Origin of the sequence: Colwellia echini, from assembly GCF_002843355.2 — a bacterium.
GTDB lineage: Bacteria > Pseudomonadota > Gammaproteobacteria > Enterobacterales > Alteromonadaceae > Colwellia > Colwellia echini.
Window position 1 is genome coordinate 59,876 of the sequence record NZ_PJAI02000014.1, and the last position, 17,581, is coordinate 77,456.

Here is a 17,581-nt window from a genome sequence, read left to right on the forward strand (position 1 = left end):
TGAATAATAAAAGTGAGTAAATGCTATAAATCACTTAGAAGTATTCTCTACAATAGTTTTAATTATTCGCAGTACAAGGCGAAAAGCAAAGCTAACTATAAAGAAAATACGGATAATTAAGGTCGTTCTAGCACTTTGCTTATCCCGAAATCAGCTTAACTACTAATTCGTAACATTTTGATACTAAGCTTTTCTATGTATCTTAATATATTCCCTTAAAATAATTACCTTAATTAAGGAGCACCGCAACATGAAGAACCCTATGAAAAAAATTATCACAACGCTTACCGTATTATCACTTTTACTAGTAAATAGCGCTTTATATGCCAGTAATCTACTAACCAATGCACCAGTATTGACCTTAGACGGCGCTAAAGTTATTGCCGCTGCCGCGGCTAAAAAAGCTCAAACCGAAAACTGGAATGTCGTCATTGTCATTAGTGATGCTGCAGGTAATGTTAAATACTTAGAGCGTATGGAAGATGTGCAATTATCTGGTTTAGAAGTTGCCATAGAAAAAGCAAAAACAGCGGTACTTTACCGTCGACCGAGTCAAGTTTTCGAAGAGCGCGCAAGAGCTGGCGACACACCTATTACCATGTTACCTGACGTTCTTCCTTTTGCAGGTGGTTTACCTATTATTATAGACGGTCAATTAGTTGGAGCTATTGGCGTGAGTGGTGTTAAACCAACTCAAGATGCTGAAATAGCTCAAGCTGGGATTGATGCCCTACTCAAACAGCTAAAGAAGTAATCAGCTAAAGAAGTAATCAGCTAAAGAAAGAATCCATTAAAGAAATTATATTTGCATATAAAAAAACGCAACCTTACGTCTAAGGTTGCGTTTTTTTATTAATGAGCTTCAATCTGTAGCGTAGATTGCGCTCGATGATATTTAGTTCAGTTGCTGAGGAATAACTAATCTAAATCTAATAATTACTTATCAAATAATAACTTAAGTAAACAATCAGTTAAGTAAAAATAACGTAAATAAACTCACAATTAAATTGGCTTAATCAACTAGCGCCTCTTCCTCTTTACCTGCCGAACTATCAATAGCATTTTTATCAGCTTTTACTTTTTTTGCTAATAATAAGTCACGTAATTTAGTATCGATATCTTTAGCCATTTCAGGATTTTCTTCTAAGTATTTCGCTGCATTAGCTTTACCTTGTCCAATACGTTCGCCGTTACAGCTATACCAAGCACCGGCTTTTTCTACAAACTCATACTTAACACCCAGTTCAATTAACTCGCCTAAGCTATTAATACCTTGTCCGTAAAGAATTTGAAATTCAGCTTGTTTAAATGGTGGTGCAATTTTGTTTTTAACGACTTTAACTCGGGTTTCGTTACCAACAATTTCATCACCGGTTTTAACTGCGCCGATACGGCGAATATCTAAGCGTACTGAAGCATAGAATTTTAATGCATTACCACCCGTAGTAGTTTCAGGACTACCAAACATAACACCAATTTTCATACGAATTTGGTTAATGAAAATTAGCATGGTGTTTGATTTTTTCAAGTTACTGGTAAGTTTACGCATCGCTTGCGATAACATACGTGCTTGTAACCCCATATGTGAGTCACCCATATCACCTTCAATTTCGGCTTTAGGGGTCAGTGCAGCTACCGAGTCAACTACGATAACATCAATAGCACCAGAGCGTGTTAACATATCAACAATCTCAAGAGCTTGCTCGCCAGTATCTGGTTGAGATATCAATAACTCATCAATATTTACACCCAACTTTTCAGCATAAATTGGGTCAAGTGCATGCTCAGCATCAATAAAGGCACAAACTTTACCGTTACGTTGTGCTTCTGCGATTACTTCTAACGTTAAGGTTGTTTTACCACTTGATTCAGGGCCGTAAATTTCAACAACACGACCAAGTGGCAACCCACCTGCTCCTAAGGCGATATCTAAGCCTAATGAGCCAGTAGAAATAGTTTCTACATCCATGGTGTTGTTATCACCAAGCTTCATTATTGAACCTTTACCGAATTGACGTTCTATTTGGCTTAAGGCCGCTGATAATGCTTTTTCTTTATCGTCTTTCATTCATTACTCCAAGAGCAGTTAGATTATTTTGTGTAGTTAAAGTTAGGTTGTTAGTAATTCAATTAAACTTGCTAAGTTCAGCTGCCTACAATTTGTTTAACATGTTTCTTTGTTAAACATTTTTAAATGTTGCCTAACTTCGTTTTGATGAGACAAGTATACTGTAAGTGCGTACAGTATCAAGTTATTTATAAATTATTTTTAATTTAGTTTTAAATTTAAAATACCGGTACTTTTAATTAATTGATAAATAAAGATTAAAATACAGTTAGTAACTTTTGTAATTTTATATTCAAAAAGTTACTATGAGGTTTTTAATATTAAATAAGCTTTAGATTTATCCTGTTTACTGTACAATTTTTTCGATACTATATTGGTCACTTATAAGGAGAAGATTTTAGTCGAATAAAAGCACCTTAATACAACATAGATATAATGATCAGAAAAGCTTTTAGTTTTTTAAGTTCATCTTGGTCATTAAAATATGTTAGCAACTAAGATATCTAAAACTAATATCTGTTTATATAATTGAAATCTATATTTTATTTCGTAACATTTCCTTCTGCCTCGCGAGAAATATAGGTTATAAACTTAAGGCTTTTTATGTTAATTTAAACATTGTAAATAAGTTGTGCGCACACGGCTTATTATTCAAATAATCTTTTTAGATTAAATATATCTTTAATCAATAGTTATCATTAGTTTATAACCAGTATTATGGTTGTTTACTATTACGTTTAACTCATGCTCCTTAAAGGAAAAAATATGTTACAGGTTCTATTAGTTGATGATGACTCTGAGTTCACAGAAGTTGCATGCCAAATCATAGAGTTTCTTGGTTATGATATTTATGTAGCAGCAAACCTTGAAGAAGCAAAAGAATGGTTGTTAAGTCAACCATTCGACCATGTTTTACTTGATTTCATGTTACCCGACGGTAGCGGCTTACACTTAATAGACTTTCTAAAACAAAACGATCTCAAGCCATACGTCACCTTAATAACAGGTCACCCTTCGGTCAAAGGTATGCTTGCGGGATTATGCGGACCAAAAGTAAATTACATTGTAAAACCACTACAACGTGAAGATATTGAAGCAACCTTAAGCAGAAAGGATATAACTCCCAAACCAACACAAAAGTGTATGCCCACGTTGCATTTTGGCTGTCTTGTTGGTGAATCTAAACCCATGTTAGAACTCTATAGTATGATAGAGCGTGTTGCTAAAACCTCCGCGAATGTCATGTTAATGGGTGAAAGTGGTGTTGGTAAAGAAGTTGTTGCGAATGCAATTCATAGCTCAACTAATAAATCTGCTCCTATGGTTGCAACTAACTGTGGCGCTTTATCAAGAGAGTTAATTAGCAGTGAACTTTTTGGTCACGAAAAAGGGGCATTTACAGGCGCAATTTCTCGTAAAGACGGTGTATTTGTCAGAGCAGGTAACGGGACCCTCTTTCTTGACGAAGTCACTGAAATGCCATTAGATATGCAACCAAACTTATTGCGTGTGTTAGAAAACCAACGAGTAACACCTGTTGGCGGCACGCAAGAAGTTGAAGTTAATTGTCGCGTTGTATCTGCCACCAATAGAAAAATGACTGAATTAGCACAAGGCGATATTATCCGAGAAGATATCTATTATCGTTTAGCGGTATTTCCTATTAGCATCCCATCATTAAGTGAACGTAAAGAAGATATTCCATTATTAGCTGAAGTATTTTTACAACAGCTTAATCAAGAAAATGGCACTGAATTCAATTGGCAAAGTGAACAATTAGCCATATTACAAAATAATAATTGGCCGGGTAATGTTAGAGAATTACGACACGCTATACATCGTGCATTTATCATGAGTGATCCTGCTACGCAGAAAATTCAACTACCAAGCTCTTTTATTTCTCCTTTTTCAACAGCAAATACCGAATCCGCAATATCGGCAGGACAAACCATTGAAGAGCTTGAAAAAGAACTTATTCGCGTGACTTTAGATAAAGTAGACGGTAACAAAACACAAGCCGCTGAAATGCTGGGGATTAGCACAAAAACGTTATATAACAGACTCAATGCTTATACAGACTTTGTTGTATAAAAAATGCATATAAGAACGTAAAGTCAATTACATATACATAATGAAAACAGCTAACTATAAAAAGGTAATGCATGACAACAGGAAGTAACGATATTAATCAGTTAATACATGATTCTCGCGGTTCCCTAAATAGAATATCGATGCAAGCTGAGCTGATAAAAATGGTGCTAGAAAATGATATGCCCAAAGAAAAAGCCTTAGCAGCACTCGATAAAATTATTGCTGCCTGTCAAGATTGTAGCCATAACTTACAAGACGTTACTGACTTTATACACAAGCAATAAAGATCAGTAAAACAGCCTTTAGCCAAAAGCGAGTTAAAATGCCTATTAAAAAACTATTCGACAATATGGTATTCAATTGGATATTAATCACCTCAATTATTGTTGTAATGATTGTTACCAATGGCTTTTTAGCCATGAAAACTATTGAAGATTTATCTTACACCCAAAATAGTTTATACAACACCGGCGATGTTATTGTTGAGTTAGACGATTTGCATAACCTGGTTTTAATGGCTGAAACAGGCCAGCGAGGTTATTTGCTCACAGAGCAATCTGAATACTTAGCCCCTTACGAAAATGCACTGAGTCGATTACATGATCAACTTGAAGACACCAAAGAATTACGCTCTGAAGTACCAGGGCAAACAATACGTATAGCTTCTTTAATCGTTCAAGTAGAAGACAAAATCAGTGAATTAAAGACGACAGTTGAATTAGCGCTCGCAGATAATGAAAAAAGTGCGTTAAAGCTTGTTATGCAAGGTACTGGCCGAAATATATATATCAAGTTCAAAGAAAAAATAGAAGAAATTAAAGACTTAGAAGTAAATTACAGAAACTCGCTATTCTTAATACTCTCAGAGGTTGAGCGTGAAGCAAAAATCACCTTTGCTATATCTGCTATTACCAGTACTTTACTTTTACTGGGTTTAGCTTTTTTTGCCCGCTTAAATGCCAAAAATGAACTAAAACATCGCCAGCAACTAGAACATCAAAATGATGTACTCGTTGAAAAAGTAGCGATGAGAACCAAAGAGTTAACCATTTACTCTGATGAATTAGCCCGAAGTAACCGAGAATTAGAAGACTTCGCATTTGTTGCCTCACACGACTTGCAAGAGCCATTACGTAAAATTCGTGCATTTGGTGACAGGTTAAAGAACAATTATGCTTCCGCGCTTGATGAAAAAGGCGCAGACTACATTAATAGAATGAGTAACGCTGCCGAAAGAATGGCAACCTTAATAAATGATTTACTTGAGTTTTCTCGTATCTCTACGCGAGGAAAACCTTTTATAAACATATCGTCACAGGAAGTGATTGAAAGTTTACTTGAAGATCTTGAGATAAGTATCAAAGAAAGCAAAGCAACAATAATTTTAGGTGACTTACCGAAAATAAATGCTGATCCGAGCCAAATGCATCACCTGTTTTTAAATTTAATTTCCAATGCTATAAAATTCCGCCAGCCGGGTGTTTGTCCTGTCATAAATGTACAGTATAACCAAGAACGTATTGCGCAAGAGCAATGGCATTGTTTTACTGTGCAAGATAATGGAATTGGGTTTGACCAAGCATTTGCTAATAAAATATTTATGCCTTTTCAGCGCTTACATGCCAGAACAGAGTATAAAGGAACAGGCATAGGCTTAGCTATTTGCAGACGGATAGTTGAACGTCATGGCGGTAATATATCGGCCACTAGCGCCATAGGTGAAGGTGCATTATTTAGGATTGAAATACCGGTAAAAAATACCTTAATTAACTTAATTGGAGAAAATACTAATGCATAGCAATAAAGGCAAGCCTATTACTATATTAATGGCTGATGACGATGAAGACGATCGTATACTCACCCAAGATGCCTTACAAGAAAGTAGAGTACGAAATACCTTACATTGCGTAGAAGACGGGGTTGAATTACTTGAATACCTTAGACGTGAAGGTAAGTTTAGCGATCCTAAAACCTCACCCAGACCCGGTTTAATACTGCTTGATTTAAACATGCCAAGAAAAGATGGTAGAGAAGCATTAAAAGAAATTAAAGCCGATCCTGAATTAAAAAATATTCCCGTTGTGATCCTCACCACTTCAGGCCAAGAAGAAGATAAAATCAAAGGTTATAACTTAGGTGCCGCCTCTTTCATTACCAAGCCAGTAAATTTTGAAGGCTTAGTAGAGTTGATGAAAGCGTTAGGTAAATATTGGATAGAGTTTGTTGAATTACCTAATGAATAACATCTAAAACTAATTTCTACAACGAGTTCCTAAAATTTGTTTCTAAAATTAGTTTCTAAAAGTTACGCCGAAGAAATATTTAAAAACGCTTAAATAAACTGACAAAATAGTTAATATCCGTCAAGTTAGAATCGTTAAATTCAAGAGATTGTAAATATGTTAGACAAAAACGCGCGAGTACTTCTTGTTGAAGATGATGAAGATGATTACATTCTTACCAGTGATTACCTGAGCCAATTAGACTCGCACGTTTTTGAAATTGATTGGGTAACTAGCCCAGATAAAGCACTTGAACAGCTGCAATTAGGCAAACACGATATTTGCCTGCTTGACTATCAACTCGGAGCATATAACGGTTTAACCGTACTAGAAAAAGCTTCACAAAGTGGCTGCTCTACCCCAATAATCATGTTAACGGGCCAATCTGACGAAACCATTGATAAAGCAGCACTAGCAGCAGGTGCCGTTGATTATTTGGCTAAAAGCGAAATAACCACGGCTCGATTTGCTCGCGCGATAAGATACGCCTTAGCACGACAAGAAATTGAAAATGAAAGAGTTGAGCGTATCAATGCGGAAGCAAGAAACCAGTCAAAAGATAGGTTTCTTGCACACTTAAGTCATGAACTTCGTACACCACTCACATCAATACTCGGCTATACAGAAATATTACTCAACGGTGATAAAGCGCCTGACGCAAAGCCTGAACTTAATATCATATTAAACAATGGTCAACATTTACTCGGACTACTAAATAATGTGCTCGATTTATCTAAAATCGCAGTTGGTAAGCTTGAATATAACAGTGCAGAAATATCATTAGATAGCTTTATTGCTGATATTGTTAGTTTAATGAAAGTACACGCCTCAGAAAAATCATTACCTTTACACTTAGATAGAGACTCATTGCTCCCTGAAAAAATATACGCAGACCCAGTACGTCTTCGCCAAGTATTAATAAACTTAATTCACAACGCCATAAAGTTTACTGACAAAGGGCTAGTATCGTTAAGTATGTGGACTGAAGTTATTAATGAGCAAGAGCTATTACACTTTAAAGTCTCAGATACTGGTGAAGGAATTCCAGAGCTTATGTTAGAGACAATATTTAATCCGTTTGAACAAGTTGAAGATGTCGTATCAAGAAAAGAACAAGGTGCTGGTTTAGGTTTATCTATTTGCTCTGAATTAGTGAAACAAATGGGTGGTGCTATTTATGTAAAATCAGAGTTAGGCAAAGGCAGTGACTTTATTTTCACCATTAATCCTGGCGATATAAGTAAACAAACACGCGGCTTACTTACCTTTAAAAACGATAGCGATGAGCTAGGTAGCTGCTGCAAAGAGTTATCGCAACCTCAGTTAACAGGACGCGTGTTAATAGTTGAGGATATGGACGATATTCGCCAATTAATAGGCCAAATCTGTTTATCGTTTGGGTTAGATGTTCATTATGCAGCGAATGGCTTACAAGCCATTGAAGAATATAAACAAACGCAACTGAATGATACACCATTTGACCTTATTTTAATGGATATTCATATGCCAGAGCTAGATGGCAAGCGAACGATAAAAGTATTAAAAACACTGGGTTTTGACAATCCCATTATCGCTATCACTGCTGCGACAATGAAAGGCGTAAAACAAGAGTTACTTGGTTTAGGTTTTAATCAAATTATTGCCAAGCCCATAAACAAAAATGAACTTTACCGTAACTTGACAGAACATCTTACGTTAACACCAGCGCACGACTCAGAAGCATCAAATTCAGAAAAACTAACGCATAGCGCCTCATTTCCTCCAAATGCCCCTATTGAAACCAACCTTAATCTAGATTCAACGGTAGAAAATATTACAAGTAACGTTAAGCAAAAAATCATGGTAGTTGAAGATGATGAAGATGCCGCTGACGTTACACTGTTATTATTAGAGTCAATTGGCGCTACTGCAGTAAAAGCCGAAAATGCGCAACAATGCCTTGAGTTACTCAAAACTGATAATCATTGGACTAAAATATTACTGGATTTACATTTACCAGACAGCAATGGTTTAGACTTAGCACTTACCATCCAACATTCTCACCCTAACATAGAGTTAATTATTGTAAGTGGTGAAAATGTTTCTGAACAAAACCTTAAAAAGGCTGGTATTAATAGAGCAATATTAAAACCAGTGAATCTTCAAATTCTGAATAGTCTTTTATAATATTTGTGTTAATTTTAACGTTTCTGCACCTTAACTTTAACTCCACTAATTACGCGCTCTATTTTCACTCGTTTAAATGATCATATATTTAATCGGGTTGGTTTCATCTCATCAAGTGTAAAATATTTACTCGATCAAGTGTAAATATTACCAACTTACTACTGCCTACTTACTTTCAAAACAACAATAAAAAATTATCAGTTAAATAACAATGACTTAGGTTGGTGTTATTATTGGCATGTATCTCGCTTTACTCCTAATACATCATTTTATTTAAATTTATATTTTTTAATAAACCTAAAGTAATAATCATAAAGGAGTACCCATGGATATTTTTAGCGCCCTACGTAGTGACCATGAAAAACAACGCTTATTGATTCAAGCATTAGTTTCAACCACAGGTGATTCTTCAAGTAGAAGAGATTTTTTCGAGGATCTTAAATCTCAATTGACCCAGCACTCTGCCGCTGAAGAGCGCTATTTTTATGCGCCTTTAATGAAACTTGATGCCACAATAGAAATATCTCGTCACGGCATAGCTGAACATCATGAAATAGATGAACTTCTTGAAAAATTAGAGGAAACCGATATGAGTTCACCTGTTTGGTTAAAAACCATGAAAGATTTAGAACACAAAGTTCTGCATCATTTAAAAGAAGAGGAAAAGTCATTCTTTCAGCAAGCAGGTAAGTATTTAGATGCAACACAAAAACAAGAGCTTGCTAGTCAATATCAAGCTGAAATGGCTAACTAACCTGAGATCGGGATAAGCAAAATGCTACAACAGTGATATAAGAGGTGCGTTTTACCGTATAAGTAATTTACAACGTTCCTCTTTTCCTACTTTTTCATACATAAAAATATAAATAATCTTAGATATTACCTTGTATATTTTTAAACGCCTGCACTGCTCAACTGTTTATAAATTGGAGACTTTTCATGTTCATAGTGAAATATTATATTCTTGGTGCGGCATTAGCATTTTTAGCACTATTTTTTAGTAACGAATTATATTTCAAAGTGATTTGGGCGTGGCTAGGTTTATCATTTTCTGCCGTAAGCTTTGCGTATATTTTTGACTTACCCGGAGTTTTTAGAAAAAATAGTAATGGCGCTATTCCATTCTATATCCGCTGGTTGTTTATTCCCTTTTTATTAAGCGCACAACTATATAATGCTTGGGCAAGAAAGAACGATAAGGTTCCCGCAATTCAAAAAATTGATGACAATTTATTTTTAGCCTGTCGCTTATTCCCCTCAGACATTCCGTTTTTAACAAAACAAAATATTACCGCAATATTAGATGTAACAGCTGAATTTGACGGTTTAGATTGGACCGCTGAGAATGAGAATTTAGATTATTTAAACTTACCCGTACTCGATCATAAAAGTCCAAATCCTGAAAAACTTGTAAAAGCAATTCATTGGATTAAAAATCATTTATCTAATCAAAACTCCGTGGTTATTCACTGTGCATTAGGCCGTGGCCGTTCAGTGTTAGTAATGGCGGCTTACTTGTTAAGTCAAAATAATACACTTTCAGTATCACAGGTATTAGAAAAAATTCAGGGAGTACGCACAACCGCAGGCTTAAATAAAGTACAACTAAAAGCACTTAATAAATATCACAAAGAAGGTTTATTTAAGTTAAAAGCTCCTTTATGGATTATTGCTAATCCGGTATCTGGTGGCGGTAAATGGCCAGAGAATAAAGCAGAAGTACTTGAGCGTTTATCACCCTATTTTGTGATTAATGTGTTAGAAACAACAGAAGATATTAGCGCTGTGCAATTAACACAACAAGCCATTAAACAAGGCGCTAAAACCATTATTGCCTGTGGCGGTGATGGTACTTTAACTGAAGTTGCCAGTGAATTAGTAAAAACAGATATCGTTATGGGAATTTTACCTATGGGTACTGCTAATGCTTTAGCTCATGTGTTATTTGGTTTTAGTTCAAAGTTAATCCCAGTAAGTACAGCCTGCGATATTATTATCGGCGAGAAAACCACAAAAATAGACACTGCAACTTGTAATGATAACCTAATGCTTTTATTAGTTGGCTTGGGCTTTGAAAATAAGATGATCACGAGCGCGAATAGAGAAGAGAAAAATATTGGTGGTCAACTCGCTTACGTACAAGCGTTATGGCAAGCCATTAATTTAAATGAAACGTTAACTCTCCAACTACAAATTGATGATGAAGCCGTACAAGAAATTGAAACTACAAGTTTAGTTATTGCTAACGCCGCTCCCTTTACAACAGTATTAGCACAAGGCGGTGGTGCGCCTGATATTAAAGATGGATTACTTAATATTACCTGGATACCACCGCAAGAAAACATGACGCACAATATCATTGGCATAGCAGAATTAGCATTATGTGGTTTATCAGAGCAAGTAACGCCACTGCAAAGTAAACACAGTAAAGCTAAAAAAATCGTTATTGATGCAGATAATGAACTTGAATATGCAATTGATGGTGAAGTTTTTTCTGCCAGCAGTATACACATTGAAATGCTCCCCAAATCACTAAATGTTTTAATTAATGAATAAGTGTTAATGAGTAAGCGTTAATAACTAAATCATCTAAAAAATAAACTAGCTAAAGTAAAGCACCTAAACAGTAAACTACCTAAAGTAAACTACCTAGAATCGAGGATAAAATGGAGTTAATAGCAATAGAAAAATTTTGGAACTTAATTGATGAGAAACTTCAAGTTTGGTTAGAAGCCGGCATTAAACATGTTCCCAATATTGTAGTGGCAATATTGATCGCAATTATATTTTCCATCATAGCGAAAATTGTCGGTAATATAATGCAAAACGTCTTACGCAGAGCTTTAGACTCGAAACAAATAGCTGACATTCTGTCCTCAATAATTAAGGTATGTGTACTACTTGCTGGTATTTTTGTGGCCTTAGATTTTGTTGGCTTAAAAGGTACGGTAACCTCTCTCTTAGCAGGTGCTGGTATTATCGGCCTAGCAATAGGCTTTGCTTTTCAAGACATGACCGAAAACCTGATCGCTGGTATTGCTATGGGAGTAAGAAAACCGTTTCAAATTGGCGATATTATCGAGGCAGATAAAGTCTTTGGTACCGTAAAAACCATCAACTTACGTAATACCCTTGTTGAGACCTTTTTTGGACAAATTGAGATTATTCCAAATAAAATATTGTTTAGAAATATTTTAACCAATTACTCTACCCAAGGAGTTAGACGCATAGAAATTCCAGTAGGTATTTCTTATGCTGATGATCCTGAAGAGGCCGCTAAAGTAATTGTAGAGCAAATAAATCAATGTGACTTTGTTATTAAACAAACAGAAACCGCAGTTTTCGCTGAGAGCTTTGGTGATAGCAGTATCAATTTATTAGTTTGGTTTTGGATAGACTACCCAGGAGAAACCGGTTTTATGCAAGCTAGGCATAAAGCATTAACAGTAATAAAATCAACATTAGAAAAAGAAAATATTCTGATCCCTTTCCCTATCCGTACATTAGACTTTGGCGCTAAAGGTGGTGAAAAGCTTAATAGCATGTGGGCTGAAAAATCGCAGGTAGACAAAAGTGATAAGCCGGCAAAGCATAAAGAAAGTGCTAATGAAACGATTAAGGAATAATTAGCAAAAATTGACTTAACTCATACAGCGAGCCAAACATTTAGCCTAAAGCTTGAGTCATTTCAATTGAGCTTCTGTTGACTATAAACTAGCTGAGCGGGTAACTATACCCGTTACCATTCAAAATGCAGTTTTCAGTGGGAACTAAAAAGTATTTAGGCAAGGCATTACGTTTAGTTAATGGTTGTTCCATTATTAAATGTAATAACGCAGGATAAAAACTTTTTAGACCCATCGAAGAAGCGCTTGAGCAAAATCACTTCGTCGTTAATGCCTTTTGTAAGGGAACACCCCTTACAAAAGGCATTGCTTTGAATTGATATTACTCATGCGCTCTGAAATACGCATTTTGATTGGTAAAGGGTATAGACCCTGTATATTATTGGTTACGAGGTGATTATCCGCTCTCATTTTTATTATGGCGCTATGTGATGCTACTTATCGCACTTATCATTTACACTTTTCTTTTATAATCAGTTATTTTTTTTATTCTTTCTAATAAGTTACGTCTATCATATGCAGCCATTGATTGTTTTTCTTGTTGAGTACTAATCATCTCTGTTTGAGCTAAAACAAAATTATGTTGCTCATCAGATAAACATTGCGTAACCAATACATATAATGAATCAAGCATTCTTATGGTAACCGCTAAATTAGTTTCTGCATCTTGTCTAATTTGATCAAATGCCGCCGTACCAATATCGGTAAATGTTAACTCTTTACAAACTAATCTAACCTTACCGTCAGAAACTATATTCGTTTGCGGGAATACTTTATCTGTTAAGTTACAAAGCATCGCACACAATTTATCGATACAATTGATAGCAGTATAGGGATCATTAATTCCTGGTGATAATGCTCTTAACGCTATTTCTACCAACTGACGTAATGCAAACTCAGGATCTTGTACTGGGGTTCTGCACGAGCCAATCACCATATTTTTAATAATTTCGTTATTAACTTCATCGCTAATTTCTTTTTCCATTAATGCCGAGGCACAATACACTGCCGCCATAATCGTTTTTTCAACAATAAAATTTCCCGCTGTAAAATTTAGTTCTATTTTACAATCTAACTTAACCGCTAATTTAAGTAAGCTTTCTTTATCAACAAGTTGCAAATAACCACTAACAGGCGCATAAACATAGAGATCGCTAGATTCATTTTTCTTATTTGAATCCAAGTTTTCAAACAGGTGATCTGGCTTAGTAGATTTTTCATTTAACACAGTAGGAAATATTTTTTCTATATTCTTATGTAGCTCACAAAAAACATCATCAATCACAACTTCAGCCTGAATAGACTTTGCAACATGATGAATAAAATACACTAAAATAAATACACTGCAGCAAGTCATAGTAATTGCAACCGCTACAGTTATCCCTGGCTCAAAGGCATTAGCACCTTTAAAGCTCATCGCAAAAAATATAACAATACAAAATAGAAACGTAGAAATAAAAGTACCTAATACCGTTTGAGTGCCTTTATCCATCATAAAATTACGCATTAAACCTGGGCCAAATTGTGAGGACGCTAAGGTTAAAATAACAATAGTAATTGAAAAGGCGATACTAGTTACTGTGATCATCGCCGCTGCAATAGTCCCCAGCAAAGAGCGCACCGCATCAATATTCATTGTATAAAGAAAATCTAATGAGCTTCCCGTTATATCCGCCCTATTCACATCCATATAGATGGTGAGCACTGCAATGATAAATGAAAACACGATCATGATACTGGGAACGAACCAAAAACTAGATTGAGTTTTTTCAATGAGCGGAGCTAACTTATTATTCATACACATCCTATGGCGGTTTTAGAGCTGGGGCTAATATTATATGCGCATACCTTTTAACTAAAGTATGCACCGATTAGATACACGAATACTAAATGAGTTAAAGCATATCAATTAATTAAAATATAACAATCAGTTAAAATATTAAGTTAAGGTATTAATAATACAACAGACACAAAAAAAGGCCTTTCGGCCTTTTTTGTGCTGTTGATTATTAATACGAGTTATATTTAACAATCTTGATCTTCAGCTTTCACGCCTTCTTTTACGTGTTCGCAAGCATCTTCAATTGCATTACCTGCATCATCGGTCATATCACTCATTTTATGGCCTGCATCATCCATTGTATCGCTAACAGAGTCACCAGCATCGTCAATAGTATCAGATATTTTATCACCGGCAGAATCAAATGCATTACCTGTATCTTGAATTGCTTTATCCATTTTCTGAATAGCTTCTTCTTGCTCGCTATCGGTACAAGCAGTTACACCTAAAATAGCGATAAGTGCCATAGCAGTAATTGAAAGGTTTTTTGTAAAAGTCATATGTTTCTCCTAAATTTTTGGTGATTTACCACGAACGGCATTGGCAATTAATGAAATAACTAGCAATACAACGAAGATGAAAAAGATTATTTTAGCAATACCTGCTGCTGCACCAGCAATTCCGCCAAAACCGAATATTGCTGCAATAATCGCAATAACTAAAAAGGTTAGTGCCCAACTTAACATATACTCCTCCATTTATTTTATTATACTAATCCAACTAATTATATCTTTAATAAAGCAGTGTTCGTGCCAAATAAAAACAAACCACTAAGCCATTGATAATTAAATATAAATAACACAGTGAATATACGAATGTATAAAAAAATAAAAATATAATGAAATATTTACATACTGAACGTGTATAACTTTCCGTATGACCTACTGATTAATAATACCAATCCAACTAATTAAGTTAAGGACTGTCGCTCCTTCAGAGGGGGTTATTCAAGGGCTGCATTTTTTTGCTATATTTTTTACGATACTTTTTTACGATGTTTTTTACGATATGGGATGCGTTATCGCCTGTTCATGTATCAGTACACTTTTCATGCTCAGCCTTGTCTAAATATCAAATATCTTGCTGTAAAAATAATCGCTAAAGATCAACACACCCTATAATATCTCATTAAAATTTCTTTAATTTTATCTACTTCGTAGGGTTTTCCTAAATGACCATTCATTCCTATGCTAGCGTAATAGTCAACTTCTTCAGCGGTAACATTAGCGGTTAAGGCTATAATTTTTAAGTGTTCTTCACTAAATGTTTTTCGAAGCTCTATGGTCGCTTCAACGCCGCCCATGATCGGCATCTGTATATCCATCAAAACCACAGGATATGTGTTTGTACTAATCATATCTATCGCTTCACGACCATCTTTAGCAACATCTACATTAAAACCTAAACTTGCTAGTAATTTTGTCGCTATGATTTGATTAATCTGATTATCTTCGACTAATAATATATTTTGTTGTTCATTTTCATCACCTAATTGGATTTTATTTTCATTATCTAAGCGCTTTGAAACATTTATATTTTTGTCATTATTTGAACTTTCAACAATAGTATTATCTTCAGGCATTAAATAAAGATCTAACACTTGAATAAAGCTTATTAGCGTTAAGGGTTTCGCAAGGTAATGAAGATTAAAACTAAAATTTGAATGCTGTTCTATATAGCTTTTACTAAAGGCACTACAAATAACTAAAAAACGAGGACAGTAACTCTCTTGACGAATGCTTAATACAAAATCTAATCCTGTTTCTCCTTGTAAACTCCAATCAATTAAAGCGATATCGTATTGATGGTTGTGACATAAACGGCTAGCTTCTTTAACCGTATTGCAAATATCAAGCTCAACACCACAATAATCCGCCATCTTAGAGAGCACACATTGTGTCATTTCATTATCTTCTAACAAGATCATTCGTAAGCCTTTATGTATATTATTAGGCTCTACAAGCATTGTTTTATCACTCATATTAGCAGTGCTATCGATAATTAATGGTAAAAAAATACTAAACGTTGATCCCTTACCTAACTGACTTTCAACTTTGATATCTCCTGACATACTGTCGATAAGTAATTTAGAAATGGCCAAACCTAAACCAGTACCACCGTACTTTCTTGTTGTAGATTCATCTGCTTGAGAAAAGCGTTTAAATAGCTTAGTTTGATTATCTTGAGATAAACCTATGCCTGTGTCTTCTATTTGATAAAGTATTCGGGTTGGGTTTTTAATTGTATTATCTTTAACATCATGATTATTTTCATCCTCGCTATCAAAAAGTAATGTACTTCGTAAAATAACATGGCCTTCTTCTGTAAATTTAACCGCATTCGATAATAAATTAAGTAAAATTTGCGTTAATCTAACGGGATCTCCAATAACGATTTTAGGCATTTTAGGATCTAAATCAAAAATCAACTCTATGTGTTTTTCTTCGGCAATATGACCCAACATAACATTAAGGCTATCAATCACTTTATTGTGTTCAAAGGGAATACTCTCAATCGCGAGTTGGCCTGACTCGATTTTAGAAAAGTCTAAAATGTCATTAATAATGGTAAGCAGAGAGTGAGCTGAAAATTGTACTTTTTTCAAATAGCTTTCTTGTTCTTCATCAAGCTTTGTTTGTAAGCACAAATCAAGTAAGCCAATAATTCCTGTCATGGGAGTTCTGATTTCATGAGACATATTAGCTAAAAATTGAGTTTTTACTTCGGCAGCATTTTGATAAGCCTTTGATGTTACTTTTAAAACGTATTGTTGACGCTTTAAAATAATCAAAAAGATTAAAAATATAGCTATTAAACTACCAAACCCACCAATATAACGGTAATTTTGAACCTTAATGATCCGGTTGTGTTGTTCAGAAATACTCGTAATGATTTGATCAAGCACGGGCATATTCATTAATTGCTGACGAAAAGCCCTAGTACTTTCATAGTTATCTAGCACAAACAAATAATGAAGTTTAAACAACTCTAAATATTGAGGGGGTTCTTCTTTCTTATTTTTTTCTTCTATTTTAGCCAAAAGATCATAAGCCAATTTTTTATGAGTAGAAGTAGGTGAGATAATGAAATTAAACAGTTGTACACGCATATCATCTATTAAAAAGTTTATTTGGTTCTCTTGAAACTTATGATCATTACTCAGCAATCGTTGTGAGGTTTTTATCATAGTTACTAGCTGAATATAACTAAGTGATATTTGTGTGTAGTCATTTAATAGCAGATGAAGATATTCAGAAACCGATTCGTTATGATTAATAGTTTCAATTTGAGATTGTAACTGAGAAAAATTATCGTAATGTAGTTGATCACTAAAATTAGCACTTAATAATTGTACTTTATGTTCCGTTAATAAGGTTTGTAACTGTGTTAAGTCGTTAAGCTGAACATTTAATTCTTCATACTTGCGCGTAGCGTAACTCCATATCATAGAGCATAAGATAAATAGCAATATACAGAGTGTTTCAGGGGCGAATTTTAGCTTACTCAT

Annotated in this window: 14 protein-coding genes; 9 read left to right on the forward strand and 5 right to left on the reverse strand. The window is 34.8% G+C overall.

Annotated features, from left to right (window positions below; all coding sequences use genetic code 11):
* The first annotated feature begins 250 nt into the window (after positions 1-250).
* On the forward strand, positions 251-754 hold the full coding sequence (locus CWS31_RS12380) for a GlcG/HbpS family heme-binding protein (RefSeq protein WP_211355831.1): 504 nt from the start codon (positions 251-253) through the stop codon (positions 752-754).
* Between the two features lie 258 nt (positions 755-1,012).
* Here CWS31_RS12380 and recA read toward each other — a convergent pair whose 3' ends face one another.
* Positions 1,013-2,068 carry a recombinase RecA gene (gene recA / locus CWS31_RS12385; RefSeq protein WP_101343579.1) on the reverse strand — a complete coding sequence of 352 codons (1,056 nt, stop codon included), beginning with the start codon at positions 2,066-2,068 and terminating at the stop codon, positions 1,013-1,015.
* 765 nt (positions 2,069-2,833) lie between these two features.
* On the opposite strand from recA, the gene CWS31_RS12390 reads away from it, so the two are divergent.
* The 8 genes from CWS31_RS12390 to CWS31_RS12425 all read left to right on the forward strand — a co-directional run bounded on the left by CWS31_RS12390 (position 2,834) and on the right by CWS31_RS12425 (position 12,233).
* Positions 2,834-4,159: a sigma-54-dependent transcriptional regulator gene (locus tag CWS31_RS12390; RefSeq protein WP_101343578.1), complete on the forward strand. Its 1,326-nt coding sequence runs from the start codon at positions 2,834-2,836 to the stop codon at positions 4,157-4,159.
* 71 nt (positions 4,160-4,230) lie between these two features.
* Positions 4,231-4,443 carry a histidine kinase gene (locus tag CWS31_RS12395; RefSeq protein WP_101343577.1) on the forward strand — a complete coding sequence of 71 codons (213 nt, stop codon included), beginning with the start codon at positions 4,231-4,233 and terminating at the stop codon, positions 4,441-4,443.
* A gap of 38 nt (positions 4,444-4,481) precedes the next feature.
* On the forward strand, positions 4,482-5,957 hold the full coding sequence (locus tag CWS31_RS12400; protein WP_101343576.1) for a sensor histidine kinase: 1,476 nt from the start codon (positions 4,482-4,484) through the stop codon (positions 5,955-5,957).
* Complete coding sequence (locus tag CWS31_RS12405; protein ID WP_101343575.1) at positions 5,950-6,402, forward strand: response regulator; 453 nt, start codon at positions 5,950-5,952, stop codon at positions 6,400-6,402. The genes CWS31_RS12400 and CWS31_RS12405 overlap by 8 nt, the downstream gene beginning before the upstream one ends.
* A 156-nt stretch (positions 6,403-6,558) precedes the next feature.
* Positions 6,559-8,607, forward strand: a complete 2,049-nt coding sequence (locus CWS31_RS12410) for a response regulator (protein WP_101343574.1) — start codon at positions 6,559-6,561, stop codon at positions 8,605-8,607.
* A 325-nt stretch (positions 8,608-8,932) separates the two neighbouring features.
* A complete protein-coding gene (locus CWS31_RS12415) occupies positions 8,933-9,361 on the forward strand; it encodes a hemerythrin domain-containing protein (protein ID WP_101343573.1) in 429 nt (142 codons plus the stop codon).
* Positions 9,362-9,546: 185 nt separating this feature from the next.
* Positions 9,547-11,163 carry a diacylglycerol kinase family protein gene (locus tag CWS31_RS12420; protein WP_101343572.1) on the forward strand — a complete coding sequence of 539 codons (1,617 nt, stop codon included), beginning with the start codon at positions 9,547-9,549 and terminating at the stop codon, positions 11,161-11,163.
* A 110-nt stretch (positions 11,164-11,273) separates the two neighbouring features.
* The gene (locus tag CWS31_RS12425) at positions 11,274-12,233 is read left to right on the forward strand and encodes a mechanosensitive ion channel family protein (protein ID WP_101343571.1); all 960 of its coding nucleotides are present in this window, start codon (positions 11,274-11,276) and stop codon (positions 12,231-12,233) included.
* A 454-nt stretch (positions 12,234-12,687) separates the two neighbouring features.
* On the opposite strand, the gene CWS31_RS12430 is transcribed toward CWS31_RS12425, so the two are convergent.
* From CWS31_RS12430 to CWS31_RS12445, 4 genes are all read right to left on the reverse strand, one after another.
* On the reverse strand, positions 12,688-14,031 hold the full coding sequence (locus CWS31_RS12430; RefSeq protein ID WP_170252865.1) for a DUF2254 domain-containing protein: 1,344 nt from the start codon (positions 14,029-14,031) through the stop codon (positions 12,688-12,690).
* 227 nt (positions 14,032-14,258) lie between these two features.
* Positions 14,259-14,573 carry a hypothetical protein gene (locus tag CWS31_RS12435; RefSeq protein WP_101343569.1) on the reverse strand — a complete coding sequence of 105 codons (315 nt, stop codon included), beginning with the start codon at positions 14,571-14,573 and terminating at the stop codon, positions 14,259-14,261.
* A 9-nt stretch (positions 14,574-14,582) separates the two neighbouring features.
* Positions 14,583-14,759 carry a DUF1328 family protein gene (locus CWS31_RS12440; RefSeq protein ID WP_101343568.1) on the reverse strand — a complete coding sequence of 59 codons (177 nt, stop codon included), beginning with the start codon at positions 14,757-14,759 and terminating at the stop codon, positions 14,583-14,585.
* A gap of 419 nt (positions 14,760-15,178) precedes the next feature.
* Positions 15,179-17,581, reverse strand: coding sequence for a hybrid sensor histidine kinase/response regulator (locus CWS31_RS12445; RefSeq protein ID WP_101343567.1), 2,403 nt, complete (start codon positions 17,579-17,581; stop codon positions 15,179-15,181).

What these genes read in the sequence shown, in the direction of transcription:
- CWS31_RS12415 (WP_101343573.1), top strand. Translation starts at nt 8,933, where the DNA reads ATGGATATTTTTAGCGCCCTACGTAGTGACCATGAAAAACAACGCTTA.
- CWS31_RS12380 (WP_211355831.1), top strand. Translation starts at nt 251, where the DNA reads ATGAAGAACCCTATGAAAAAAATTATCACAACGCTTACCGTATTATCA.
- recA (WP_101343579.1), bottom strand. Translation starts at nt 2,068, where the DNA reads ATGAAAGACGATAAAGAAAAAGCATTATCAGCGGCCTTAAGCCAAATA.
- CWS31_RS12440 (WP_101343568.1), bottom strand. Translation starts at nt 14,759, where the DNA reads ATGTTAAGTTGGGCACTAACCTTTTTAGTTATTGCGATTATTGCAGCA.
- CWS31_RS12410 (WP_101343574.1), top strand. Translation starts at nt 6,559, where the DNA reads ATGTTAGACAAAAACGCGCGAGTACTTCTTGTTGAAGATGATGAAGAT.
- CWS31_RS12390 (WP_101343578.1), top strand. Translation starts at nt 2,834, where the DNA reads ATGTTACAGGTTCTATTAGTTGATGATGACTCTGAGTTCACAGAAGTT.
- CWS31_RS12425 (WP_101343571.1), top strand. Translation starts at nt 11,274, where the DNA reads ATGGAGTTAATAGCAATAGAAAAATTTTGGAACTTAATTGATGAGAAA.
- CWS31_RS12430 (WP_170252865.1), bottom strand. Translation starts at nt 14,031, where the DNA reads ATGAATAATAAGTTAGCTCCGCTCATTGAAAAAACTCAATCTAGTTTT.
- CWS31_RS12400 (WP_101343576.1), top strand. Translation starts at nt 4,482, where the DNA reads ATGCCTATTAAAAAACTATTCGACAATATGGTATTCAATTGGATATTA.
- CWS31_RS12395 (WP_101343577.1), top strand. Translation starts at nt 4,231, where the DNA reads ATGACAACAGGAAGTAACGATATTAATCAGTTAATACATGATTCTCGC.
- CWS31_RS12420 (WP_101343572.1), top strand. Translation starts at nt 9,547, where the DNA reads ATGTTCATAGTGAAATATTATATTCTTGGTGCGGCATTAGCATTTTTA.
- CWS31_RS12445 (WP_101343567.1), bottom strand. Translation starts at nt 17,581, where the DNA reads ATGAGTAAGCTAAAATTCGCCCCTGAAACACTCTGTATATTGCTATTT.
- CWS31_RS12435 (WP_101343569.1), bottom strand. Translation starts at nt 14,573, where the DNA reads ATGACTTTTACAAAAAACCTTTCAATTACTGCTATGGCACTTATCGCT.
- CWS31_RS12405 (WP_101343575.1), top strand. Translation starts at nt 5,950, where the DNA reads ATGCATAGCAATAAAGGCAAGCCTATTACTATATTAATGGCTGATGAC.